At 62.1% G+C, this 22420-nt stretch carries 22 protein-coding genes; 21 read left to right on the top strand and 1 reads right to left on the bottom strand.

Annotated elements, in window-relative coordinates; all coding sequences use genetic code 11:
* Nucleotides 1-120: 120 nt before the first annotated feature.
* From AACW18_RS15460 to lafU, 6 genes are read left to right on the top strand one after another with little or no spacing between them, the layout of a single operon-like run.
* Nucleotides 121-459, top strand: a complete 339-nt coding sequence (locus AACW18_RS15460) for a hypothetical protein (protein WP_042653324.1) — start codon at nucleotides 121-123, stop codon at nucleotides 457-459.
* On the top strand, nucleotides 450-1538 hold the full coding sequence (locus tag AACW18_RS15455) for a flagellar hook-length control protein FliK (protein WP_218389161.1): 1089 nt from the start codon (nucleotides 450-452) through the stop codon (nucleotides 1536-1538). The genes AACW18_RS15460 and AACW18_RS15455 overlap by 10 nt, the downstream gene beginning before the upstream one ends.
* Before the next feature lie 40 nt (nucleotides 1539-1578).
* Entirely contained in the window at nucleotides 1579-2037 is a 459-nt protein-coding gene (lafF, locus tag AACW18_RS15450) for a lateral flagellar basal body-associated protein LafF (RefSeq protein ID WP_042653235.1), read from the top strand.
* A 5-nt stretch (nucleotides 2038-2042) separates the two neighbouring features.
* On the top strand, nucleotides 2043-2756 hold the full coding sequence (lafS, locus tag AACW18_RS15445) for a lateral flagellar system RNA polymerase sigma factor LafS (RefSeq protein WP_042653234.1): 714 nt from the start codon (nucleotides 2043-2045) through the stop codon (nucleotides 2754-2756).
* 48 nt (nucleotides 2757-2804) lie between these two features.
* Nucleotides 2805-3662 carry a lateral flagellar motor stator protein LafT gene (gene lafT, locus AACW18_RS15440; RefSeq protein ID WP_042653233.1) on the top strand — a complete coding sequence of 286 codons (858 nt, stop codon included), beginning with the start codon at nucleotides 2805-2807 and terminating at the stop codon, nucleotides 3660-3662.
* On the top strand, nucleotides 3662-4609 hold the full coding sequence (lafU, locus tag AACW18_RS15435; protein ID WP_042653232.1) for a lateral flagellar motor protein LafU: 948 nt from the start codon (nucleotides 3662-3664) through the stop codon (nucleotides 4607-4609). Before lafT ends, lafU begins: the two co-directional genes overlap by 1 nt.
* A 380-nt stretch (nucleotides 4610-4989) precedes the next feature.
* Here the strand turns inward: lafU and AACW18_RS15430 are convergent, their stop codons facing one another.
* Complete coding sequence (locus tag AACW18_RS15430) at nucleotides 4990-5844, bottom strand: lytic transglycosylase domain-containing protein (RefSeq protein ID WP_256351913.1); 855 nt, start codon at nucleotides 5842-5844, stop codon at nucleotides 4990-4992.
* A 255-nt stretch (nucleotides 5845-6099) separates the two neighbouring features.
* Here AACW18_RS15430 and AACW18_RS15425 point away from each other — a divergent pair, with 255 nt between their 5' ends.
* The 15 genes from AACW18_RS15425 (at nucleotide 6100) to ftsZ (ending at nucleotide 22402) form a co-directional block, all read left to right on the top strand.
* Nucleotides 6100-6396 carry a hypothetical protein gene (locus AACW18_RS15425; RefSeq protein ID WP_042653322.1) on the top strand — a complete coding sequence of 99 codons (297 nt, stop codon included), beginning with the start codon at nucleotides 6100-6102 and terminating at the stop codon, nucleotides 6394-6396.
* A gap of 239 nt (nucleotides 6397-6635) precedes the next feature.
* Nucleotides 6636-7094, top strand: a complete 459-nt coding sequence (mraZ, locus tag AACW18_RS15420) for a division/cell wall cluster transcriptional repressor MraZ (RefSeq protein WP_218389191.1) — start codon at nucleotides 6636-6638, stop codon at nucleotides 7092-7094.
* On the top strand, nucleotides 7095-8033 hold the full coding sequence (gene rsmH / locus AACW18_RS15415) for a 16S rRNA (cytosine(1402)-N(4))-methyltransferase RsmH (protein WP_218329462.1): 939 nt from the start codon (nucleotides 7095-7097) through the stop codon (nucleotides 8031-8033).
* Nucleotides 8034-8036: 3 nt separating this feature from the next.
* Nucleotides 8037-8351 (top strand): cell division protein FtsL, encoded by a 315-nt coding sequence (ftsL, locus tag AACW18_RS15410; RefSeq protein ID WP_042653229.1) that lies wholly within the window; start codon nucleotides 8037-8039, stop codon nucleotides 8349-8351.
* Nucleotides 8348-10114, top strand: coding sequence for a penicillin-binding transpeptidase domain-containing protein (locus AACW18_RS15405; protein WP_218389159.1), 1767 nt, complete (start codon nucleotides 8348-8350; stop codon nucleotides 10112-10114). The genes ftsL and AACW18_RS15405 overlap by 4 nt, the downstream gene beginning before the upstream one ends.
* Nucleotides 10115-10212: 98 nt before the next feature.
* Entirely contained in the window at nucleotides 10213-11697 is a 1485-nt protein-coding gene (murE, locus tag AACW18_RS15400; protein ID WP_218389158.1) for a UDP-N-acetylmuramoyl-L-alanyl-D-glutamate--2,6-diaminopimelate ligase, read from the top strand.
* Entirely contained in the window at nucleotides 11694-13049 is a 1356-nt protein-coding gene (gene murF / locus AACW18_RS15395) for a UDP-N-acetylmuramoyl-tripeptide--D-alanyl-D-alanine ligase (protein WP_218389157.1), read from the top strand. The genes murE and murF overlap by 4 nt, the downstream gene beginning before the upstream one ends.
* Nucleotides 13043-14125, top strand: coding sequence for a phospho-N-acetylmuramoyl-pentapeptide-transferase (gene mraY / locus AACW18_RS15390; protein ID WP_218329458.1), 1083 nt, complete (start codon nucleotides 13043-13045; stop codon nucleotides 14123-14125). The genes murF and mraY overlap by 7 nt, the downstream gene beginning before the upstream one ends.
* A gap of 3 nt (nucleotides 14126-14128) precedes the next feature.
* A complete protein-coding gene (murD, locus tag AACW18_RS15385; RefSeq protein WP_218389156.1) occupies nucleotides 14129-15412 on the top strand; it encodes a UDP-N-acetylmuramoyl-L-alanine--D-glutamate ligase in 1284 nt (427 codons plus the stop codon).
* A complete protein-coding gene (gene ftsW / locus AACW18_RS15380; protein WP_042653223.1) occupies nucleotides 15409-16593 on the top strand; it encodes a cell division protein FtsW in 1185 nt (394 codons plus the stop codon). The genes murD and ftsW overlap by 4 nt, the downstream gene beginning before the upstream one ends.
* Entirely contained in the window at nucleotides 16590-17657 is a 1068-nt protein-coding gene (murG, locus tag AACW18_RS15375) for an undecaprenyldiphospho-muramoylpentapeptide beta-N-acetylglucosaminyltransferase (protein ID WP_218389155.1), read from the top strand. The genes ftsW and murG overlap by 4 nt, the downstream gene beginning before the upstream one ends.
* Before the next feature lie 9 nt (nucleotides 17658-17666).
* Nucleotides 17667-19121, top strand: coding sequence for a UDP-N-acetylmuramate--L-alanine ligase (gene murC, locus AACW18_RS15370; RefSeq protein WP_218389154.1), 1455 nt, complete (start codon nucleotides 17667-17669; stop codon nucleotides 19119-19121).
* A 97-nt stretch (nucleotides 19122-19218) separates the two neighbouring features.
* Entirely contained in the window at nucleotides 19219-19971 is a 753-nt protein-coding gene (locus tag AACW18_RS15365) for a cell division protein FtsQ/DivIB (RefSeq protein WP_042653220.1), read from the top strand.
* Nucleotides 19952-21211, top strand: coding sequence for a cell division protein FtsA (gene ftsA / locus AACW18_RS15360; RefSeq protein WP_042653219.1), 1260 nt, complete (start codon nucleotides 19952-19954; stop codon nucleotides 21209-21211). Before AACW18_RS15365 ends, ftsA begins: the two co-directional genes overlap by 20 nt.
* 39 nt (nucleotides 21212-21250) lie before the next feature.
* Entirely contained in the window at nucleotides 21251-22402 is a 1152-nt protein-coding gene (ftsZ, locus tag AACW18_RS15355; RefSeq protein ID WP_042653218.1) for a cell division protein FtsZ, read from the top strand.
* Nucleotides 22403-22420: the final 18 nt, after the last annotated feature.

The following is a 22420-nucleotide window of genomic DNA, read 5'->3' as shown; positions in this document are numbered from 1 at the left end:
AGCGGAAGCCGGCTTTCCTCATCTGCAGTGGGGTGATGGTAAAGTACTGAAATTCAACAGATACATATCTGGCCTACTCCTTGCTTATTGGCAGGGTCGTCTTATTTTGAGGCCATCATCATGTCCATGACCGAGGCTGTGCAACCCAGCACGGAACACGAGACTCGCCAGCGCCAGCTATTGGGATTGGGGCGTCTGATCCTACAGCAGGCCCGTGCCGGGCAGTGGGATGCAGTGCGCCTGGCGGATCATCGTCTGGCCCAGTTCATCGGCCATGTGCGCTTGCAGCCGGCATTATGGCAATCCCTGGCTTCGACCCGGAATCAGGTCCGAGTCTGGCATCGGGAAGCCTTTGAGCTTTGCCAGCAAGAAACCACCCTGCGCAAACAAGAATGGCAATCGCTCTCTTACAAAAGAGAAGGGTTGCAAGCCTATGATGAGGCACAAGAATGGGCCTGATCCAGTTCGTCGCGGCCGACCCGGTGCCAACCCTTGAACCAACAGGTTTCACCCGTCTCACCCGTCTCACCCGTCAGCCTGAAGGGCAGGAGGGACTCTATCAGCCTCTGGAGTTTCAGCAGGAGGTCCTGGTTACCCCCCCTCTGGATGAAGTGTCTGCCGAGGAGTCTGATACCGATGCAACCGAGCCTCCTTCAACGGATGTGACCGAGCAACTGCAGGCCTTTACCCATATGCAGCCCGTATTCGTGCGTCATGAAGAGGCATCATGGCTGTTGGTCGCACGCCAGACACAGGATCCGATTTCCCCTCTCGGTGTCGGTATTGGGGGGGCTCATGATGAGCGCCCTTCCGTATCAGCGGTATTGCGTGCCCTGTCTAGCTATGAGCGTCGGGAGACTGAACGGACTCCGGTCGTGGAACCCGCCTTGGCGCAGAAAGACAAACCAGCGCCACTCACGGGCGAGTTCGCCCGGTTCTTGAGCCAGTCAGTCGGCCAGGGTGACAAGCTGCCGCTGCCCGACAAGCTGCTGACCAGCTTGCAGCCCCTGCTTGGAGGGGATGGCTCGTCTGAACGGGAACCCCTGATATCCGACCTGAAAGGGGTGGCGGGACAGTTGGTGCCAATGTCGTTGACCAAGACGGCAGAGTATCAGTGGGCGCCAGCCCGTCTGGCCGACAGTCCAGCCCAGTGGGGTCAGCAACTGGTCGAGGTGTTGAAGGACAAGGTGGAGCTGCAGGTCAACCAAGGCATCAAACAGGCTCATATCCGCCTGGACCCTCCTGAGCTGGGCCGTCTCGAACTGACGGTCAGGGTTGAAGGAGATCGGCTCAACGTGCAGCTCAACGTGACCAACCCGGCGGTACGTGAGGCTCTGATCCAGTCGATGGAGAGACTACGCATGAGTTTGGCTCCCCACCATGCCGGCGGTGTCGAGGTGAATGTCGGCCAGGGGGGAGAGCAGGAGCGAGGGGACCGCTGGCAGCAGGACAAGATCCTGGCGGGCCGGCGGCAATGGCAGGAAGAACAAGACTCATCCAGCGGCTCTGGTCAGGATTGGCTCAATGCCCTGGTGTGACATTTTCAAAGTCCGGCAATAGCGAGAGTGATGTCAAATTATGCGGCGTGTCATGAAGTGGATGATGATGGTGGTAATGGCGCTGTGCCTGCTGGCGGTGCTGGCCTATGGTGCCTATCTCAAGCGAGATACGGTCGCCGTCTGGCTGGGTCTGGCGGAGGCGAAGCCTGAGTTGAGCAAGACTCCGCTGTTCAAGCCCATGGAGCGCTTCGTCATCAGCCTTGAGGGAGACAGCGAGCCCCACTACCTGGTGCTGGAGCTGGCGCTGGTAACCCATAACCCCAAGCAACTGGAGACGCTCAATGAGCTGACGCCGCTGATCCGCAATGCGATGGTGCAGTATTTCAGCCATCGTTCCCACGATGCCGTGAAGAGGGAGCTGCAAAACATCTCCGCCCTGCAGGCCTCTCTGCTCGTCAAGTTGGTGGCCACGCTGCAGGGATATGGCTACAAACCCTATCTGGATGAAGTGCTGGTCACCAAGGTGCTGGTGCAGTAACGGGAATGATGGACTCTGACTGGGACACTCCCTGCGAGCTGGCGACCTCGCCGCCCCGCACCGGTGAGCATGCAATCCTGACTCGCTATCTGCCGCTGGTGAAGCGGGCGGCCAGCCACCTGCGCAGTCAGGTCTGCGCCTGCTTCGATCAAGAGGACATGGAGCAGGTCGGCATGATGGGGCTGCTGGAAGCCTGGCGCCGCTACGGCAGCGAGCCGGATGCCCAGTTCGAGAGCTATGCCTTCAAGCGGATCCGTGGCGCCATGCTGGACGAGTTGCGCCGTCTGGACTGGCGTCCCCGTCAGCTGCGCCAGCAGGTGCATGGTCATAATCAGGTACAGCGGGAGCTGTATAACCGATTGGGGCGTAACCCGACCGAGCAGGAACTGGCGCTGGCGCTGGATTGCTCGATTGAGGAGGTTCGCCAGCTGGCCTACGCCAGCCAAGCCGAGGCCCTGCAGAGTCTGGAGGAGTGGCTGGAAAATGGCGGCAGGGCTCCGGCCAGTGAATCTGACGATGTGGACCTGGCCATGACTCTTAGCAAGGTGCTCGGCTCGCTGGACAAACGGGAGCAACTGCTGCTCTCCCTCTACTACCAGCAGGAACTGAACATGAAGGAGATCGCGCTGGTGCTCGGTCTGACCGAGTCGCGGGTGTGTCAGCTGCACAAGCAGTGCGTCCTTCAGCTCAAGCAGCGTTTGGTCGACTCCATATATTAATGCCTCTTCCCATGGGGAGGGGGCTTCTTGAATTCTGCGGGAGCATCCATGCAAAAACAGATTGGTCTTGGTGTCATTTTCATTTGTGTGCTGGGCGGCTTCATGATGGCCGGAGGGCGCCCCATCGCCCTGTGGCAGCCCGCCGAGCTCATCATCATCATAGGCGCTGCCGCCGGTTCCATGTTCCTCGGCAACTCCAAGGAGGTGATGCATGAAATGTGGCGTCAGGTGAAGCTTTGTTTCAAATCCAACAAGGATGAGAAGGAGATCTACCGCGAGTTGCTGACCCTGATGCATCAACTACTGGAAGAGACCCGTAACAAGGGGATGAAGGCGCTGGATGAACATGTCGAGAACCCGCAGCAGAGCTCGGTCTTCCTGATGTACCCCCAGGTGTCGGAGGATCCGCAATTACTGGGTTTCATCATCGACAACCTGCGCTTGCTGGGCATGGGCAAGATCACACCCCACGAGCTGGATACCATTCTGGAGCAGGAGATCATGGCCATCGAGGAGGACATGCTCAAGCCGTCTCATGCCCTGCACAAGACAGGAGAGGCCTGCCCTGGCTTCGGTATTCTCGCGGCCGTGATGGGGATCATCATCACCATGCAACAGCTCGATGGCCCGCTTAGCAACATCGGGGTGCATGTGGCCGCCGCGTTGGTGGGAACCTTCATCGGTATCTTCCTCTGCTACTGCCTGTTGGAGCCTATCAGCAATGCCATGGAAGAGATGGTCAAGCGCCGCATCGGCATGCTGATGTGCATCAAGTCGATCCTGATTGCCCAGTTACGCGGCAAGACGCCGTTGCTCTCCGTCGATTCGGGCCGCAAGATGCTGGAGCCCGACGTGAAACCCAGCTTCCTTGAGTTGGAAGACTGGGTGACGAACAGGGCCATGTAATGCGTAATCACGAGCAGATCATCATCAAGCGCCAGCAGCGGCGCAGCAGTGGCCCCAAGAGCGGCGGGGCATGGAAGGTTGCCTTTGCCGACTTCACCCTGGCGATGATGGCCTTCTTCATGGTGCTCTGGATCCTGGCCGTTTCCAGCCAGGAAGAGCGCGAAGTGGTCGCCAGCCGCCTGCGTGACTACAGCATTATGGACAGCGAGGCGAACCCCTTCGACATCAGAAATAGTCCCTATCCGGTGGATCTCGGTGGCAATCCATCCGTGCTGGAAGAGCTGAGCCCCCAATTTGTGGCCGAGGGGCAGCGCATGCCTAGGCATATGGAACGCAACCGCAGCATCTTCACCGATGGCGCCAATGGTGGCTATGAGAGCCTGTTGGCGGGCAAGATAGAGGGAGAGGCACAGATGAAGCAGCTGGCCAGTTTCATCGCGTCCATGGCGGATCAGATGCAGGCGAAGAACAACCTTGAGCTGCAACTGGTGCCACAGGGACTCAGGATCCTGATCCGCGATGATGATGAGCGTGAGATGTACAGCCGTGGCAGCACCCGCATCAGCCCCTATTTCCGCCACCTGCTGATGGCATTGGCTCCCATATTCCAGCGCATCGAGAATCGGGTCATGATCTCCGGTCACACCGACAGCTCGCCCTTTGCAGGCGATAACTACAGTAACTGGGAGCTGTCTTCCGACCGTGCCATGATGGCAAGACGGGTGCTACTGGCAGGCGGCATGCCGCCCGAGCGGGTGGGCCAGGTGGTCGCCATGTCGGACACCATGCTGGAAAATACCTCCGATCCCAGGGGCAGCCAGAATCGCCGCATCGAGTTGCTGGTGATGACGAGCCAGGCAGAGAAGAATCTGGAACAGCTATTCAGCGCCCAAACCCAAGCCGCCACCCAGCAAGCCAAGGATGCCACTGCCCATGGGAACCCCTGACCTCTATCTGCCGGAATCAACCCCATTCAATGACCCCAGGCGCAAGCTACCTCGCTGGTATCTGCATGATGGTGCTACCCCGCTGGAATCCCAGAGTTGCGGCATCGCAGCCCGGCTCATGGTGTCGGGTCTGCTGTTTGACAAGCGAATCGGTCGGGTGGTGATCAAGGACATTGGGCCGGGCGGGGTGGGCTTTCTGGCCCCCGCCCGCTTTGCATTGCCCGATACCGTCAGTCTGTCATTGTCACCTCGGATCGTGCTGGAATGCCAGATCACCCATCGGCGGGCGATAGGCCAATACCTCAGCTTCTATGGTGCTCGCTGGGGTGACCCGGGGTCTGTCGATCTTGCCCCCATACTCAGCCACTGGCGTCACAGTTTCATGGCGCCAGCAGAGGGCGGGTCTGCTCCAATCCCAGTGGATCCGGCAACGGTGCGAGGCTGAGACCTCCCCGGCTCATGTTCAACCCTCTGGCTGGTTGTAGCAGCAGGGGATCATGCAGACTCTCCAGCGACACGGCACGCACCAGCAGGGGACGTTCACTCTCGCGTACTGCCGGGGGTGTTTTGCCGCGACCATAGACGATTGGGCAGTTGCTTACCCCCTGGGCATCGGGCAACTGCCAGGCCGGGTTCCAACGGCTAGCCTCATTCATGGACACCCCTTTGGCCATCGCCCAGCTCAGCAGGGAGCAGCTTCCAGGCTGCTGCCATACCTGTATGCTGTCCCCTTCCTGCCACGACGGCAGAGCAAAATTGTAGTGTGCAGCCCGCTCCAGCAACTGAGACAAGGCGAGGAAACGTGCCACGTAGAGGCGCGTCTCGGTAGGCAGCGACAGTTCCCACAGGTTGCGCGTTCCAGCACTGAGTACGGCCTTCAATACCCGCCCTTCCCCCGCGTTATAGGCCGCAAGTGCCAGCAGCCAGTCTTGGCCAAAGAACTGATATAACCAACCGAGATAGGACAGCGCAGCTTCCGTTGCCAGGGGCAATGAATAGCGACCATCGAAGCTAGTTGTCATGGGGACGGAGAAACGGGCAGCGGTATCCGGCATCAGTTGCCAGGGGCCGGCGGCTCCCGCAGAGGAGACCACATCAAGACGATAACTGCTCTCTATCAGGGGGAGTAATGCCAGTATGGAAGGCATTTTGCGTTCGCGAACCTGCTGCTCCACCCAACGGATCATGGGTTGGGATTGGGCAATCCGCCCCTGCAGGTGCACTCGTTGTTGCAGCAGAAACTGCGTCTGCTGGGTGACCAGTTCGGCTCCTTTTCCTGCTATAGGGGTAGGAAAGCCCGCCTGCCAATGATAAGTATCATAGGAGTAACAATAAGTACTGTTCAGCAGCGGCAGGCTGGCAAGGAAACGGAATAATAGTCTCATCAGGGGGGTAATGACCTGGCAGGAAGGCGATAAAAACATGATGAATCTCAACAGTTTTTGACAGTTTCTGTCGACTGTTCATGTGGTATCCAGGACGTGATGAGCATGATAACACGAGTAAAAAAGACCCCAAAGGCGGGTAGGGCGATCCAGAAGTTTTTGCTTTACCTGATCCTCGTTAATTTTGGTTTGATGTGGCTCTACGTCATGTATGCAGATGAACTGACATTTGGTTCCAACCTTCTGCTGACTTTCCTTCTCATCGTCTATAACCTGCTGCTCTGTCAGCTGGTCTGTTTGCGCGCCCGGCGGGCGGGGGACGGATACATCATTTATCCCGTGGTGGGGGTGTGCATCATCTTGTGCGCCGTCGTGCTGTTTCGTTTCATTATTTCCCCCTGAGCTCGATTATTTACAGGTGGTTCCTGATGAGGGAGATTTATTTTATTCATGAATAACTTGTGGAAAATCAATTCATTTAATCGGTAGTGCCCCGGTGTTGCGTCAATATGTTCCCCATGCCCGCCATCCTCGCTTGAAAAGCCTCCTGCTCGTCCTTAAACTTCATGGTGGAGAAAAGTGGATCAAAGTGGTTTTATCAGGCAGTTTGCCTCCTTAAACTCACCTTCGGGGACTGCAATTTGTTGCGTGGCGCTCACGCCATCAGCCTGGACAGCAAAGGGCGACTGGCGATTCCGACCAAATACCGAGATTGGCTGCGCGATGAAAGCGACGGCCAGCTGGTCTGCACCATCGACATTGCCCACCCTTGTCTGCTGCTTTACCCCCTGAATGAATGGGAAGAGATCGAGCGCAAGCTCAAGACCCTTTCCAGCACCAATCCGGCGGAGCGCCGCCTGCAACGCCTGTTGCTCGGTCACGCGACCGAGTGCGAGCTGGACGGCAATGGCCGCCTGCTGCTCAGCCAGCCGCTGCGCAGCCATGCCGGCTTGGACAAGAAAATTATGCTGGTGGGCCAGCTCAACAAGTTTGAGCTGTGGGATGAATCCCGCTGGCAGCAACAGATCAATGACGATATCCAGGGCCTGCCCGAGGATGATTGGGCAAGCTCACCACGACTACAGGACTTTTCCTTATAAATGACCCAAGCCGCTGAACACATCACAGTGCTGTTGCACGAAGCCGTCGAAGGGCTGGCCATCAAGCCGGACGGCATCTACGTCGACGGTACCTTTGGCCGGGGTGGTCACTCTCGTCTCATTCTCCAGCAGCTCGGCCCGAACGGCCGTCTGATCGCCATCGACCGGGATCCCCAGGCGATCGCCGAGGCCGCCAAGATCCAGGATCCCCGCTTCGAAATCGTGCACGGTCCCTTCTCCGGCATCACCACCTATCTGGCCGATCGCGGCCTGCTGGGCAAGGTCGACGGCTTCCTGCTGGATCTCGGTGTCTCTTCCCCCCAGCTTGACGATGCCGAGCGCGGTTTCAGCTTCATGAAGGACGGTCCGCTCGACATGCGGATGGATCCGACCAGTGGCCAGAGCGCCGCGCAGTGGCTGGCTCGCGCCGACGTGGACGACATCGCCTGGGTCTTGAAGACCTTCGGCGAGGAGCGCTTCGCCAAGAAGATTGCTCGTGCCATCGTCCACGATCGGGTCACCGAGCCCTATGTGCGCACCCGCCAACTGGCGGAGATGATCGCCCGGGTCAACCCGAGCAAGGAGAAGGGCAAGCACGCCGCCACCCGCAGCTTCCAGGCCATCCGCATCTATATCAACAGCGAGCTGGACGAGATCGAGACCGCACTGGACGGCGCGCTGCAGGCGCTGGCTCCCGAGGGGCGCCTCTCCGTCATCAGCTTCCATTCGCTGGAGGACCGGCTGGTCAAACACTTCATCCGCAAGCATGAGAAGGGACCCGAGGTGCCGCGTGGCATCCCGCTGACCGAGGCGCAGCTGGCCGGTGGCCGTAAATTGAAAGCGATCGGCAAGGCGCTCAAGCCTTCCGAGCACGAAGTCACCGAAAATACCCGATCCCGCAGCTCAGTGCTGCGGGTCGCCCAGCGGCTGGCGGACTGAGTCATGAGCGAGGTGCGTGTCCATCTGGCCAAGGAGATCATCGGCGATCTCTGGCGGCACAAGCTGCAGATCGTGCTGTCCGTTGCCGTGCTGCTCACCGCCTTTGCGGTGATCCTGGTGACCAACATGACCCGCGGCCTGACCGCCCAGCAAAATGACCTGATGGCGGAAGAGGATAGGCTCAACATCGAGTGGCGACACCTGCTGCTGGAGCAGGGCACCCTGGCCGAACACTCCCGGGTGGCGAGTCTGGCCATGGACAAATTGCAGATGGCTCGCCCGCTGGTGACCACCGAGAAGGTAATAACACAACCATGACACGCAAGGCCGCCACCAAAGCACCGGCAAAAGACAAAGCCAAGGCTAAAGCCCCGTCACTCTATCCGTGGCGCTTTCGCACGCTGGTGTTCTTCATCGGCATCGCGTTTGCCGGCTTGATCCTGCGGCTGGCCTGGATCCAGGTGATCGACCCGGACCGCCTGCGTCAGGAGGGGGACATGCGCTCGCTGCGTACCACCTCAACCCAAGCGGTGCGTGGTATGATCACCGATCGCAACGGCGAACAGCTGGCGGTGTCGGTACCCGTCGAGGCGGTCTGGGCCGATCCCAAGACGGTGCACGAATCCGGCGCCATCCATAACGAACGCGCCTGGCTGGCGCTCTCCGCCGTGCTCAAGCTCGACATCAACACCCTCAAGCACCGCATCTCCAACCCGAGCAAGCGCTTCGTCTACCTGCAGCGGCAGGTGACGCCGGCGGTGGCGGAATACATCAAGGGTCTCAAGCTGGGGGGCATCTATCTGCGGCCCGAGGCTCGTCGCTTCTATCCGACCGGCGAGATCAGTTCCCACCTGGTGGGGGTGACCAACATAGATGGCAGCGGCATCGAGGGGATCGAGCGCAGCTACAACGAGTGGCTGACCGCGACCCCGGGCGAGATGCGGGTGCGCAAGGATCGTCAGGGCCGGGTCATCGAGCGGCTCGGGCTGGTCAAGGAGGGCAAGAACTCCAACGATCTGCAGCTGAGCATCGATCAGCGGGTGCAGGCGCTGGCCTATCGCGCGCTCAAGCGGGCCACCGACGAGAACAAGGCCACCTCCGGTTCCATGGTGATGCTGGATGTGAAGACCGGTGAGGTGCTCGCCATGGTCAATACCCCCTCCTACAACCCGAACAACCGTGGCCAGTACCAGAGCTTCCGGGTGCGCAACCGGGTGGTGACTGATACCTATGAGCCGGGTTCGACCATCAAGCCATTGATCTTGTTGAGTGCGCTCCAGGCGGGTGTCACCAGCTGGAAGGATACCATCCAGGGCGGCCCCCTGTTCATCGGCGCCAAGCAGATCCGCGATGTGAGCATTCACAAGGCGACCAACCTGTACGATATCCTGCGCTACTCCTCCAACATCGGCATGTCGCGCATCGCGCTGCGGATGCCCGCCCAGGAGATGATCAACACCCTCAGCATGGTCGGCTTCGGCATGGACACCGGCAGCGGCCTGATGGGCGAGAGCAGCGGCATGCTGCCCCAGCGTCGTCGCTGGTCCGATATCGAGCGGGCGACCCTGTCATTCGGCTACGGCCTGCGGGTCACCCCGCTGCAACTGGCCTCCGCCTACGCCACCCTGGCCAACAAGGGCAAGCGGGTGCCCCTCTCCATCATCAAGGTGACCCAGCCGCCCAAGGGTGAGCAGGTCATCGACCACAACAACGCCACCGCCATGCTGCAGGCGCTGGAATACGTGGTCAGCAACGCCATCCCTAAGGCGCAGATCCCGGGTTACCGGGTCGGTGGCAAGAGTGGTACCGCCAAGGTCGCCGTCGCCGGGGGCTATGGCAAGGACTACATGGCCTGGTTCGCCGGCTTCGCCCCGGCCAGCAATCCCCGCTTCGTCATGGTGGTGGTGATCAACGAGCCCAAGGGCAGCGCCTACTACGGCGGTGCCGTCGCGACCCCGCCCTTTGCCGAGGCCATGGGCGGCGTGTTGCAGCTCTTCAACATTCGCCCCGATGGGCTAGCGCCTGCTGTGCCCGCCAAACTCGCCCGTGTGGAGGCTCCCAATGCCGCGCCACGCACCTGATTGGCGTCAAGCTCCCGCCCGCGACCTTGGTCGCGGGCCTTTTCCCCTGTCGTCGCGCCGTTCGGGCGCCTGTATTCCTGCCCAGTTGGAGGCTTCTCATGTTGTCCCGCGCGCTTGATCAACTGCTGCGCCCCCTCGGCATCTCTGCCCCGGCGCTCCCCCTCACCGACCTCCAGCTGGACAGTCGGCGGGTCGGGCCCGGTTGCCTCTTTGTTGCCATTCGAGGCCACCAAATGGATGGCAGACGCTTCATCGAACAGGCGGTGGCTCAGGGAGCGACCGCCGTCCTGTTTGAGGAGGACGGAGAATTTGTGGCGCCAACCCTGGCGGTGCCCTGTTTCGGGATCCCCCATCTGTCCGCTCGCCTCTCCGGCCTGGCCGGTGATTTCTACGGCCAGCCCGCCCGCCAGCTGCAACTGGTGGGCATCACCGGCACCAATGGCAAGAGCACCACGGCGTTGCTGGTGGCGAACTGGCGCACCCTGCTGGGGGGCAAGGCCGGGGTGATGGGCACGGTCGGCAACGGTCTGTTCGGTGAGCTGGTGGAAGCGGAAAACACCACCGGCAGCGCCCTGCAGGTGCAGGCGAATCTGGCGGCCCTGCAACGGCAGGGGGCGGATTTGGTGGCGATGGAGGTCTCCAGCCACGGTCTGGTGCAGCATCGCGTGGCGGCGCTGCCCTTCGCGGCGACCGTGTTTACCAACCTGAGCCGGGATCATCTGGACTATCACGGCACCATGGAGGCTTATGGCGCCGCCAAGGAAGAGCTGCTCAAGCTGGTCGAGGAAGCCAATGCGGTCATCAATGCCGACGACGAGGTGGGGCAGGCATGGCTGGCACGTTATCCCGAGGCCGTGGCGTTCGGGGTGAATGGCCCGATTGAAAACCATCCTGGGCGACAGTTAACGGCGCAGGATCCCCATTTTCACCAACAAGGTTTTCACACCAGGATTAACTCCAGCTGGGGGAATGGTGTATTATCCGCCCCCTTGCTCGGCCGCTTCAACGTCAGCAATGTGCTGGCGGCGATGGGTGCCATGCTGGTGCTCGGTTACGACTTCGATGCGCTGCTGGCCAGCGCGCCGCAATTGCAGCCGGTGACCGGCCGCATGGAGTGCTTCGGGGGCGGCAAGGCGCCGCTCGCCGTGGTCGATTATGCCCATACCCCGGATGCGCTGGAGAAAGCGTTGCAGGCCCTGCGGGTGCACTGCGAGGGCCAACTCTGGTGTCTGGTGGGCTGTGGTGGCGACCGGGATCGCGGCAAGCGTCCCATGATGGCCGCCATGGCGGAGCTGCATGCGGATCGCGTGATCCTGACCGACGACAATCCCCGTACCGAGGAGCCGGCCCAGATCATGGCGGACATGGTGGCGGGTCTTCGCGATCCCGACTCGGTGCAGATCGAGCACGACAGGGTCAAGGCGATCAATCTGGCCATCGGTCAGGCGAGCACACAGGACATCATCCTGGTGGCCGGTAAGGGTCACGAGGATTATCAGATCATTGGAACCGACAAGCGGCACTACAGCGACCGGGAAACCGTCGCGGCCGCCTTGCACACATTATTGGAGTCATTCACATGATGACCCTCAGGCTTGCCGACCTGGCGCAGGTGCTCGATGCCCGTCTGATTGGTGACGACGCGGCGATCACGGCGGTCAGTACCGACACCCGTACCCTGGGTGCGGGCGCACTCTTTGTTGCGCTGCGCGGCGAGCGTTTCGATGCCCACGACTTCTGCGATCAGGCCGTCGCCGCCGGGGCCTCGGCCCTGCTGGTGGAGCGCGAGCTGCCGCTGGCCATTCCCCAGCTGATCGTCGCCGACAGCCTCAAGGGGCTGGGGCGGCTCGGCAAGCTGGTGCGCGAGCGCCTCAACCCCAAGGTGCTGGCGATCACCGGCAGCTGTGGCAAGACCACGGTCAAGGAGATGGCGACCGCCATCCTGCGCCACGAAGGGGAGGTGCTGGCCACCGCCGGCAACTTCAACAACGAAGTGGGGGTGCCGCTCACCCTGCTGCGCCTCGAGCCGCAACACAGATTTGCGGTGCTGGAGCTGGGGGCGAATCATCCTGGCGAGATCGCCTGGACCACCTCCCTGGTCAAACCCGATGCCGCCATCATCAACAACGTGGCGGCCGCGCATCTGGAGGGATTCGGTTCCCTCGAGGGCGTCTTCCACGCCAAGAGCGAGATCTTCGCCGGTCTGGGCCCGCAGGGGACGGCCATCGTCAACGCCGACAACGAGTTCTGGCCAAAGTGGCAGGAGAAGGGCATTCACTGCGCCTTCTCCATCGAGGATCGAAGCCAGCCATTCCATGCCCGCGACATTCGTTTCAATGCGTCAGGCTGCGCCGAGTGCGTGCTGGTGACCCCGCAGGGGGAAGTGAGCCTGACCCTGGCCATTCCCGGCCGCCACAACGTGGCCAACGCCCTGGCCGCCACCGCCGGTTGCTTGGCGCTGGGTGCCTCGCTCGCTTCCGTCAAGGCGGGACTGGAGCAGATGGCGCCGGTCAAGGGCCGCTTCTGCGTGCAGCGCTGGGGTGGTCTCACCCTGGTGGATGACACCTACAACGCCAGCGTGGAATCCGTGCTGGCGGGTATCGATGCCCTGACCGCCATGGGCGGCTACAAGGTGCTGGTATTCGGTGACATGAAGGAGTTGGGTGAGGAGTCTGCCGAGCAACACGCCCGGGTCGGACGCCACGCCCGCGAGCGCGGTCTTGACGCCGTGCTGACAGTAGGGGAACAGAGTCGCCACACCGCAGATGCCGCGGCTGGCCGACATTTCGATAACAAGGCGTCGTTGTTTGAAGTGCTTGCGCAAATGATAAATACACATCAAGAAATTTCGATTCTGGTCAAGGGGGCCCGCGGCTCCCGCATGGAAGATATCGTCAAGATGGTCGCTGACCGTCAGGAGTCAGCCACATGCTAGTCTGGCTGGCGGAACTGCTCACCCCGCACTTCACCTTCTTCAACGTCTTCTCCTACCTGACGTTTCGCGCCATCCTGTCGATCATCACCGGTCTGGCGGTGGCGCTCTGGATGGGGCCTCGCCTCATCCGCCGTCTGCAGATCCTGAAGTTCGGCCAGGTGATCCGCAACGACGGCCCTGAGTCTCACCTCAGCAAGAAAGGCACCCCGACCATGGGCGGCCTGATGATCATCGCCGCCATCTTCATCTCGGTGCTGCTCTGGAGCCGCCTCGACAACCCCTATGTCTGGCTGGTGCTGTTCGTGCTCGGCGCCTACGGTGCCATCGGCTTCGCCGACGACTACCTCAAGGTGGTGCGCAAGAATACCGACGGTCTGATCGCCCGCTGGAAGTACTTCTGGCAGTCGGCGGTCGCGCTGGGGGTGGCGGTGTTCCTCTACGCCACGGCCACCCATGATGGCCAGACCCAGCTGGTGGTGCCCTTCCTCAAGGATGTGATGCCGCAGCTTGGCCTGATGTTCATCGTGCTGACCTACTTCGTCATCGTCGGTACCTCCAACGCGGTCAACCTGACCGACGGCCTGGATGGTCTGGCCATCATGCCGACCGTGATGGTGGCGGGGGGCTTCGCCCTGATCGCCTGGGCGACCGGCAACGTCAACTTCGCCAACTACCTGCACATCCCCTACGTACCCTATACCTCCGAGCTGGTGATCGTCTGTACCGCCATCGTCGGCGCGGGTCTTGGCTTCCTCTGGTTCAACACCTACCCGGCCCAGGTCTTCATGGGCGACGTCGGCTCGCTGGCGTTGGGCGGTGCCCTCGGCACCATAGCCGTGCTGGTGCGTCAGGAGTTCCTGCTGGTGATCATGGGTGGCGTCTTCGTGATGGAGACCGTCTCGGTGATCCTGCAAGTGGGCTCCTACAAGCTGCGCGGCGTGCGGATCTTCCGCATGGCCCCGATCCATCACCACTATGAGAAGAAGGGTTGGCCTGAGCCGCGCGTGATAGTGCGCTTCTGGATCATCACCCTCATGCTGGTGTTGCTCGGCCTCGCCACCCTGAAGGTGAGGTAAGCCATGGTCATCATCATCGGACTCGGTAAAACCGGACTCTCCTGCGTCGACTACTTCCTGAGTCGCGGCGTGACGCCGCTGGTGATGGATACCCGCGCCAACCCGCCAGGCCGGGATCAACTGCCGGCCGAGGTGGAGCTCGTCCAGGGGCTGGACGCCGATCGGCTCAAGCTGGCCCACATGATAGTGGCGAGCCCGGGCATCGCCCTGGCCACCCCCGAGCTGCAGGCCGCGGCCGAGTTCGGGGTGCGCATCATCGGCGATATCGAGCTGTTCGTGCGCGAGACCCAGGTGCCGGTCATCGCCATCACCGGCTCCAACGGCAAGAGCACAGTGACCACGCTGGTCGGTGAGATGATCGCCGAGGCGGGCCTCAAGGTCGGGGTCGGTGGCAACATCGGCACCCCGGCGCTGGAGCTGCTCAAGCAGCCGATGGATCTCTGCGTGCTGGAGCTCTCCAGCTTCCAGCTGGAGACCACCCACAGCCTGCGCGCCGCCGCCTCGGTGGTGCTGAACCTGTCCGAGGATCACATGGATCGCTACGCCGGCATGGCCGACTATCGCGCCGCCAAGCAGGAGATCCATCAGCATTCCCAACACATACTGATCAACCGGGACGATGCCCAGACCCTGCCTGACGTGGGCCTGGTGTGGCAGAGCTTCGGCCTGGATTGCAACGGCTACGGCCGCTGCCTGCTGGACGGCCGCCACTGGTTGACCCTGCACGGGGAGCCGCTGCTGGCCGTCGACGAGATGAAGATCGTCGGTGCCCACAACCAGGCCAATGCCCTGGCGGCCATGGCCCTGTGCGATGCGGTCGGCATCCCCCGTGAGCCACAGCTGCGGGTGCTGCGCCGCTTCGAGGGCCTGCCCCACCGTGCCCGCTTCGTGCGGGAGGTAAACGGGGTGCGCTGGATCAACGACTCCAAGGCCACCAACGTGGGGGCGACTTTGGCGGCTGTGGCCGGCGTGCGCGAATCGGTCAAGGGCCGGCTGCTGCTGCTGGCCGGTGGCCAGGGCAAGGGCCAGGACTTTGGCCCGGTGCAGGCGCTGCTCGGCAACCAGATCGATCACCTGTACTGCTTCGGCCAGGATGCCGAGGTGCTGCTCGCCCTGGGTGAGCAGACCGAACGGGTCGCCGATCTCGATGCCGCCGTCGCCAAGGCCGCCGCCGATGCCAGACCCGGCGACTGGGTGCTGCTGGCGCCGGCCTGCGCCAGCCTGGATCAGTTCAAATCCTTCGAAGCCCGTGGCGATCGCTTCACCGAACTGGTGCTGGCCCTATGAATGCCTTGCGCACCATCGCAGCTCTGCTGCAACGCTGGTTGTTACCGGCGCGCCCCGCCGGTCTCTACGATCGGCAGCTGGTGGTGCTGGCGCTGGCGCTGATGTCGGTGGGCCTGGTGATAGTGGCGTCGGCCTCCATTCCGGAGGGGATCGCCATCAACAACGACCCCTTCATGTTCGTGAAGCGTCACGGCCTGTTCCTGGTGATGGCGCTCGGTATTTCCTGGTTCGTGCTGCAGGTGCCGATGGCGCGCTGGCAGCAATACAACAGCCCCATGCTGTTGCTTGCCATCCTGATGTTGGTGCTGGTGCTGCTGGTGGGCCGCAGCGTCAACGGTTCTATCCGCTGGCTGCCGCTCGGCCCCTTCAACCTGCAGCCTGCGGAATTTGGCAAGCTGGCGCTGTTCGTCTACTTGGCGGGCTATCTGGTGCGTCGCCAGAACGAGGTGCGTGAGCGCTTCATCGGCTTCATGAAGCCCATGGCGGTGCTGTTCGTGGTGGCCATCTTGCTGCTGGCCCAGCCGGATCTGGGCTCGGTGGTGGTTATGTTCGTGACCTCCCTTGGCATGTTGTTCCTGGCAGGGGCGCGGCTAGTGCAGTTCATCGGCCTCATCCTGGTCGGGGTGAGCGCCGTGGTGACCCTGATCATCGCCGAGCCCTACCGGATGCGGCGAGTGACCTCCTTCCTCGATCCCTGGGCCGACCCGTTCGGCAGCGGTTATCAGCTGACCCAGTCGCTGATGGCATTCGGTCGCGGCAGCTGGTTTGGCGAGGGGCTAGGCAACTCTATCCAGAAGATGGAATACCTGCCGGAGGCGCATACCGACTTCGTGTTCGCCATCCTGGGGGAAGAGCTGGGGTATGTGGGCGTGCTGGGTGCGCTCCTCCTCATCTTCGCACTTGCGTACAAGGCATTGCGGCTCGGCCATCAGGCGCTGGTGGCGGAAAAGTTGTATGAGGGCTATCTGGCCATCGGCATCGGCATCTGGTTCAGCTTCCAGACCTTCGTCAACGTCGGCGCGGCCAGCGGCATGATGCCGACCAAGGGCCTGACCCTGCCCCTGGTCAGTTACGGTGGTTCCAGTCTCATCATCATGATGGTGGCGGTGAGCATGTTGATTCGTATCGATTTCGAGTTGCGCCAGGCCAGTGCCCAGGCGCGCGTGCGGGAGGTTTCGTGAGCAAGACGCTACTGGTGATGGCAGGCGGTACCGGGGGCCATGTGTTCCCCGGGCTGGCGGTGGCCGATCGCCTCAAGGCCCAGGGCTGGACCATTCACTGGCTCGGCACCGCCGACCGGATGGAGGCCGAGCTGGTGCCCGCCCACGGTTACCCCATCTCCTTCATCGACATCCAGGGGGTGCGTGGCAACGGCATCAAGCGACTGCTGGCGGCCCCTTATCGTATCGTCAAGTCGGTGCTGCAGGCCCGCAAGGTGTTGAAGACCATTCGCCCGGACGTGGTGCTCGGCATGGGGGGCTTCGCCTCCGGCCCCGGTGGCGTCGCGGCCTGGCTGTCCGGCATTCCCCTGCTGCTGCATGAGCAGAATGCGGCGGCCGGCATGACCAACAAGCTGCTGGCGCGGCTCGCCAAGCGGGTGCTGATGGCCTTCCCCGGCGCCTTCGCGCCGAGCCGCCGCACCGCCGTGGTCGGCAACCCGGTACGCCCGGAAGTGGTGGCCCTGCCGGATCCGCAGCTGCGCAGCAGTGCCGAGCCGCTGCGCCTGCTGATCGTCGGCGGCAGCCTGGGCGCCAAGGTGCTCAACGAGCAGGTGCCCCCTGCCGTGGCCGCCGCCGGTGTGCCCATCCAGGTGCGCCACCAGTGCGGCAAGGGCAATAGCGACGCCGTGGCGGAGGCTTACGCCAGGCTGGGGGCCGGTGCCGAGGTGAGTGAATTTATCAAGGACATGGCCGACGCCTATGCCTGGGCCGATCTGGTGGTGTGCCGCGCGGGGGCCCTGACGGTCTCCGAGGTGGCCGCCGCCGGCGTCGCCGCCATCTTCGTGCCGTTGCCCCACGCGGTGGACGATCACCAGACCCGCAACGCCCTGACCCTGGTCGACGGCGGTGCGGCCGAGTTCCTGCCCCAATCCGAGCTGACCACGGCCTCGCTGGCCGCGCGTCTCTCCTGGCTCGCCGGGCGCAGGGAAACCCTATTGAACATGGCCCAAGCCGCCCGTCGCGTCGCTATTACCGATGCCGCCGAGCGGGTTGCCGATGAATGCAAACGGCTTGCGGCAGACTGAGAGAGAACTATGACCAAGGTTGAACTGGCAAAACTGCGTACCGTGATCCCCGAAATGCGCCGGGTGCGCCGCATTCACTTTATTGGCATCGGTGGCGCCGGTATGGGCGGGATCGCCGAGGTGCTTGCCAACGAGGGGTATCAGATCTCCGGCTCCGATCTGTCGCGCAATGCGGTGACCGAGCGCTTGGCCTCGCTCGGTGCTCACATCTTCGTGGGCCACAGCGCCGAGCATGTGAACGAGGCGAGCGTGGTGGTGGTGTCGACCGCCATCAAGCAGGACAACCCCGAGCTGCTGGCCGCCCGTGAGCTGCGCATCCCGGTGGTGCGCCGCGCCGAGATGCTGGCCGAGCTGATGCGCTTCCGTCACGGCGTCGCCGTCGCCGGCACCCATGGCAAGACCACCACCACCAGTCTGGTGGCGAGCATCTATGCCGAGGCCGACCGGGATCCCACCTTCGTCATCGGCGGCCTGCTCAACAGCGCCGGTACCAATGCACGCCTGGGCAGCAGCCGTTACCTGATCGCCGAAGCGGACGAGAGCGATGCCTCCTTCCTGCATCTGCAGCCCATGGTATCCATAGTGACCAACATCGAAGCGGATCACATGGACACCTACGGCGGCGACTTCTCCAAGCTGAAGTCCACCTTCATCGACTTCCTGCACAACCTGCCGTTCTACGGATTGGCCGTGGTGTGCGTGGATGATCCCGTGATCCGTGGCCTGCTGCCGGAGATCGGCCGTCCGACCATCACCTACGGTCTGTCCGCTGATGCCGACGTGCAGGTACTGGATTTCGTGCAGACCAGCCATCGCAGCCGCTTCCGGGTGCGTCGCGCTGGTGCCGGTGAGCTGCAGGTGACCCTCAATCTGCCGGGGGTGCACAACGCGCTCAACGCCGCTGCCGCCATCGCGGTCGCGACCGAAGACGGGATCGGCGACGAGGCCATCATCCTGGCGCTTTCCAAGTTCGAGGGGGTGGGTCGCCGCTTCCAGCAATATGGCGAGTTCGAGACCGGTCGTGGCAAGGCCATGCTGGTAGATGACTACGGTCACCACCCGAGCGAGGTGAAGGTGACCATCAATGCCGCTCGCGCCGGCTGGCCCGAGAAGCGCCTGGTCATGGTGTTCCAGCCACACCGTTACAGCCGGACTCGCGATCTCTATGAAGATTTTGCCGACGTGCTCTCCAAGGTGGACGTGCTGGTGATGCTGGAGGTCTATGCCGCCGGTGAGGAGCCTATCCCGGGGGCCGACGGCCGCGCCCTCTGTCGCACCATCCGCTCCCGCGGCAGCCTGGAACCCATCTTTGTCGCAACGCCGGACGATGTCCCTGCGGTGCTGGCGGAGCTGATCGGTGAAGGGGATCTGGTGCTGACGCAGGGCGCGGGGAACGTCGGTGCCCTGGCCCGTCGCCTCGGTGAGATGAAATTGAGTGTGGATAGCATGAAATCCGGTGCCTGAGGGCCCAATGAGTATTTTGACCGCCAAGCCGGGGCCTATATAATGGCGGACCGGTCTGCAAGTGGCCGGCATGGCGCGTTAAACGGGGATTGAGCGGGTGGAGGCAAGGGCACAAGGGCGCACCAAGGGGGGCTTCATCGCCGGGGTGGCATTTTTCATCCTGGTCATGTGGGGGCTCTACCAGACTGCGCTGGATGTTAAAGACTGGCTGACGGATGCCAGTCGGTTGCCCATGAGCGAGCTGTTGCTGCAGGGGCAACACGAATATTTGAAGGCCGATGAGTTGCGCGCCGCCGTGCTGGATGGCGCCGAACTGCGCAACTTCTTCGAGCTGGATGTGAACGAATTGCAGGGGCGTTTGAACGCCCTGCCCTGGGTAGCCCAGGTCTCGGTACGCAAGAAGTGGCCGAACAAGATCAAGGTCTACCTCACCGAACAGGCGGTGGCGGCACGCTGGAATGGCAACCGCTTCGTCAACACCAAGGGTGAGGTATTCAGTGCACCGGACAGGGTGAAAACACCCCTGATGCAGTTGTCCGGGCCCGATGATCAGGCCGCCATGGTGCTGGAGGCCAGTCACCAGTACGAGGCGCAGCTGGCTGCCAAGGGATACAAGTTGTTGGGGGTGAATCTGACCCCTCGCCATGCCTGGGAACTGACCCTGGATGGCAACATTCAGCTGTTTGTGGGGCGCGCGGACATCGCGCTTCGCCTGCAGCGGTTTATCGATGCCTTCCCGGTCATCGAACCCCGTGAGCAAGTGGCTTACGTGGACCTTCGATACGACACCGGAATGGCGGTTGGCTGGAAGAAGAACGAAGAGAAAGTGAATGACCAACACCGCAGATAGGAATTTGATTGTCGGACTGGATATCGGCACGACCAAAGTGGCGGTACTGGTTGGAGAAGTATTGCCGGATGGCGAGCTCAATGTCATCGGCATGGGCAGCCACGCGTCTCGCGGGATGGAGAAGGGCGGGGTCAATGATCTCGACTCCGTGGTCAAGTCCCTGCGCCGGGCGGTGGAAGAGGCCGAGATGATGGCCGACTGCCAGATAAGCTCGGTCTATCTGGGCTTGTCCGGCAAGCACATAGATTGCCGCAACGAGACCGGCATGGTGCCCATCTCCGACGAAGAGGTGACCCAGGAGGACGTGGACAACGTCATCCACACCGCCAAGTCGGTGCGATTGTCCGATGAGCTGCGGGTGCTGCACGTGCTGCCCCAGGAGTTTGCCATCGACTATCAGGAAGGGATCAAGAATCCGGTCGGCCTGTCCGGCGTGCGGATGGCGGCCAAGGTGCACCTGATCACCTGCCACAACGACATGGCTCGCAACATCGAGAAATGCGTTGAGAAGGTCGGTCTGCGGGTGGATCAGCTGATCTTCTCGGCGCTGGCCTCCAGCTATGCCGTGTTGACGGAAGACGAGAAGGAGCTGGGTGTCTGCGTGGTGGACATCGGGGGTGGCACCATGGACATGTCGCTGTTTACTGGCGGCGCCCTGCGTCATACCAAGGTGATCCCCTATGCCGGCAGCACAGTGACCAGCGACATCGCCTACGCCTTCGGCACACCGCCGCTGGACGCAGAAGCGATCAAGGTGCGCTACGGTTGCGCCCTCGGCCGCCTGGTCAGCAAGGAAGACAATATTGAAGTCCCCAGTGTCGGCGGCCGTCCGGCGCGTAGCCTGCAGCGGCAGACACTGGCCGAAGTGATTGAACCCCGTTACACCGAGTTGCTCTCCATGGTGAATGATGAGCTGGTGCGGGTGCAGAGCGAGTTGAAGGCACAGGGGGTCAAGCATCAGCTGGCGGCCGGGGTAGTACTGACCGGTGGCGCGGCCCAGATCGAAGGCATTGTGGAGTGCGCAGAGCAGATCTTCCAGAGCCAGGTCCGGGTGGGCGAACCCATGAACATACGTGGATTGAGTGATTACGTGCAGGCACCGGTGTACTCGACCGCGGTCGGGTTGCTGCAGTACGGCCGAACCCATCAATCCACCGGTACGAGCAAAGAATATGCTGCCAAGGCAAGCGTAGGTGGCCTGGTCAAACGGGTCAGCAACTGGCTGCGTGGCGAGTTCTAAAGATTTTGCTGAGTCAGGCAAATAAAGCGGAGAGACAACATGTTTGAATTTATGGATAGCCACACTGACGAAGCCGTCATCAAGGTGATAGGTGTGGGTGGCGGCGGCGGCAACGCAGTCGAGCACATGGTTCGTCAAAACATCGAGGGTGTTGAGTTCATTACCGTCAACACCGACGCCCAGGCGCTGCGCAACTCCAGTGCCAACACCACTCTGCAGATCGGCGGTGGCATCACCAAGGGTCTGGGTGCCGGAGCCAATCCGGAAGTGGGCCGTGACGCCGCCATGGAAGACAGGGAAGCGCTGCGTGAGCTGCTGACCGGTTCAGACATGGTGTTCATCGCCGCCGGCATGGGTGGTGGTACCGGTACCGGTGCCGCGCCGATCGTGGCCGAAGTGGCACGCGAGATGGGCATCCTGACCGTTGCCGTCGTGACCAAGCCGTTCTCCTTCGAAGGGAAGAAGCGGATGGGCTTCGCGGCACACGGCATCGAGGAGCTGTCCAAGAACGTCGACTCCCTGATCACCATCCCCAACGACAAGTTGCTGAAGGTGTTGGGTCGCGGCATCTCCCTGCTGGACGCCTTCAAGGCGGCCAACGATGTGCTGCTGGGTGCGGTACAGGGCATCGCCGAGCTGATCACCCGCCCGGGCTTGATCAACGTCGACTTCGCGGACGTGCGTACCGTGATGCGCGAGATGGGTACTGCCATGATGGGGACAGGTTCTGCCTCCGGTGATGACCGTGCCGAAGAAGCCGCAGAAAAAGCCATCTCCAGCCCGCTGCTGGAAGACGTGGATCTGGCCGGTGCCCGTGGCATCCTGGTCAACATCACCGCCGGTATGGACATGACCATCGAAGAGTTCGAAACCGTGGGTAACGCGGTCAAGGCCTTCGCCTCCGAGAACGCCACCGTGGTGGTGGGTACCGTAATCGACCCGGAAATGCACGACGAACTGCGGGTGACCGTGGTCGCGACCGGTATCGGTGCCGAGCGCAAGGCCGACATCACGCTGGTCAAGAACAACATGGTCCAAGAGCGTCCGGCCCGTCAGCCCCTGATCAGCGAAGCACTGCAGTCTCGCGTGATGGAAGAGGCCCCGGCCAAGGTGGTTAACGCCGAGCCGCAAGCTCGTCGCGAACCGGATTATCTGGATATTCCGGCGTTCCTGCGCAAACAAGCTGACTAAGCCTCTGATGGCTCTGGT

The sequence above is a fragment of the Aeromonas sp. sia0103 genome, from assembly GCF_963895295.1.
Classification (GTDB): domain Bacteria; phylum Pseudomonadota; class Gammaproteobacteria; order Enterobacterales; family Aeromonadaceae; genus Aeromonas; species Aeromonas encheleia.
Note: the sequence above shows the minus strand (reverse complement) of the source record. Positions and strands in the feature narration are given on the sequence as shown.

Excerpts from the sequence above, each read along its gene's own strand:
- AACW18_RS15460 (WP_042653324.1), top strand. The coding sequence starts at position 121 with ATGTCCATGACCGAGGCTGTGCAACCCAGCACGGAACACGAGACTCGC.
- AACW18_RS15455 (WP_218389161.1), top strand. The coding sequence starts at position 450 with ATGGGCCTGATCCAGTTCGTCGCGGCCGACCCGGTGCCAACCCTTGAA.
- lafF (WP_042653235.1), top strand. The coding sequence starts at position 1,579 with ATGCGGCGTGTCATGAAGTGGATGATGATGGTGGTAATGGCGCTGTGC.
- lafS (WP_042653234.1), top strand. The coding sequence starts at position 2,043 with ATGATGGACTCTGACTGGGACACTCCCTGCGAGCTGGCGACCTCGCCG.
- lafT (WP_042653233.1), top strand. The coding sequence starts at position 2,805 with ATGCAAAAACAGATTGGTCTTGGTGTCATTTTCATTTGTGTGCTGGGC.
- lafU (WP_042653232.1), top strand. The coding sequence starts at position 3,662 with ATGCGTAATCACGAGCAGATCATCATCAAGCGCCAGCAGCGGCGCAGC.
- AACW18_RS15425 (WP_042653322.1), top strand. The coding sequence starts at position 6,100 with ATGATAACACGAGTAAAAAAGACCCCAAAGGCGGGTAGGGCGATCCAG.
- rsmH (WP_218329462.1), top strand. The coding sequence starts at position 7,095 with ATGACCCAAGCCGCTGAACACATCACAGTGCTGTTGCACGAAGCCGTC.
- ftsL (WP_042653229.1), top strand. The coding sequence starts at position 8,037 with ATGAGCGAGGTGCGTGTCCATCTGGCCAAGGAGATCATCGGCGATCTC.
- AACW18_RS15405 (WP_218389159.1), top strand. The coding sequence starts at position 8,348 with ATGACACGCAAGGCCGCCACCAAAGCACCGGCAAAAGACAAAGCCAAG.
- murE (WP_218389158.1), top strand. The coding sequence starts at position 10,213 with ATGTTGTCCCGCGCGCTTGATCAACTGCTGCGCCCCCTCGGCATCTCT.
- murF (WP_218389157.1), top strand. The coding sequence starts at position 11,694 with ATGATGACCCTCAGGCTTGCCGACCTGGCGCAGGTGCTCGATGCCCGT.
- mraY (WP_218329458.1), top strand. The coding sequence starts at position 13,043 with ATGCTAGTCTGGCTGGCGGAACTGCTCACCCCGCACTTCACCTTCTTC.
- murD (WP_218389156.1), top strand. The coding sequence starts at position 14,129 with ATGGTCATCATCATCGGACTCGGTAAAACCGGACTCTCCTGCGTCGAC.
- ftsW (WP_042653223.1), top strand. The coding sequence starts at position 15,409 with ATGAATGCCTTGCGCACCATCGCAGCTCTGCTGCAACGCTGGTTGTTA.
- murC (WP_218389154.1), top strand. The coding sequence starts at position 17,667 with ATGACCAAGGTTGAACTGGCAAAACTGCGTACCGTGATCCCCGAAATG.
- ftsA (WP_042653219.1), top strand. The coding sequence starts at position 19,952 with ATGACCAACACCGCAGATAGGAATTTGATTGTCGGACTGGATATCGGC.
- ftsZ (WP_042653218.1), top strand. The coding sequence starts at position 21,251 with ATGTTTGAATTTATGGATAGCCACACTGACGAAGCCGTCATCAAGGTG.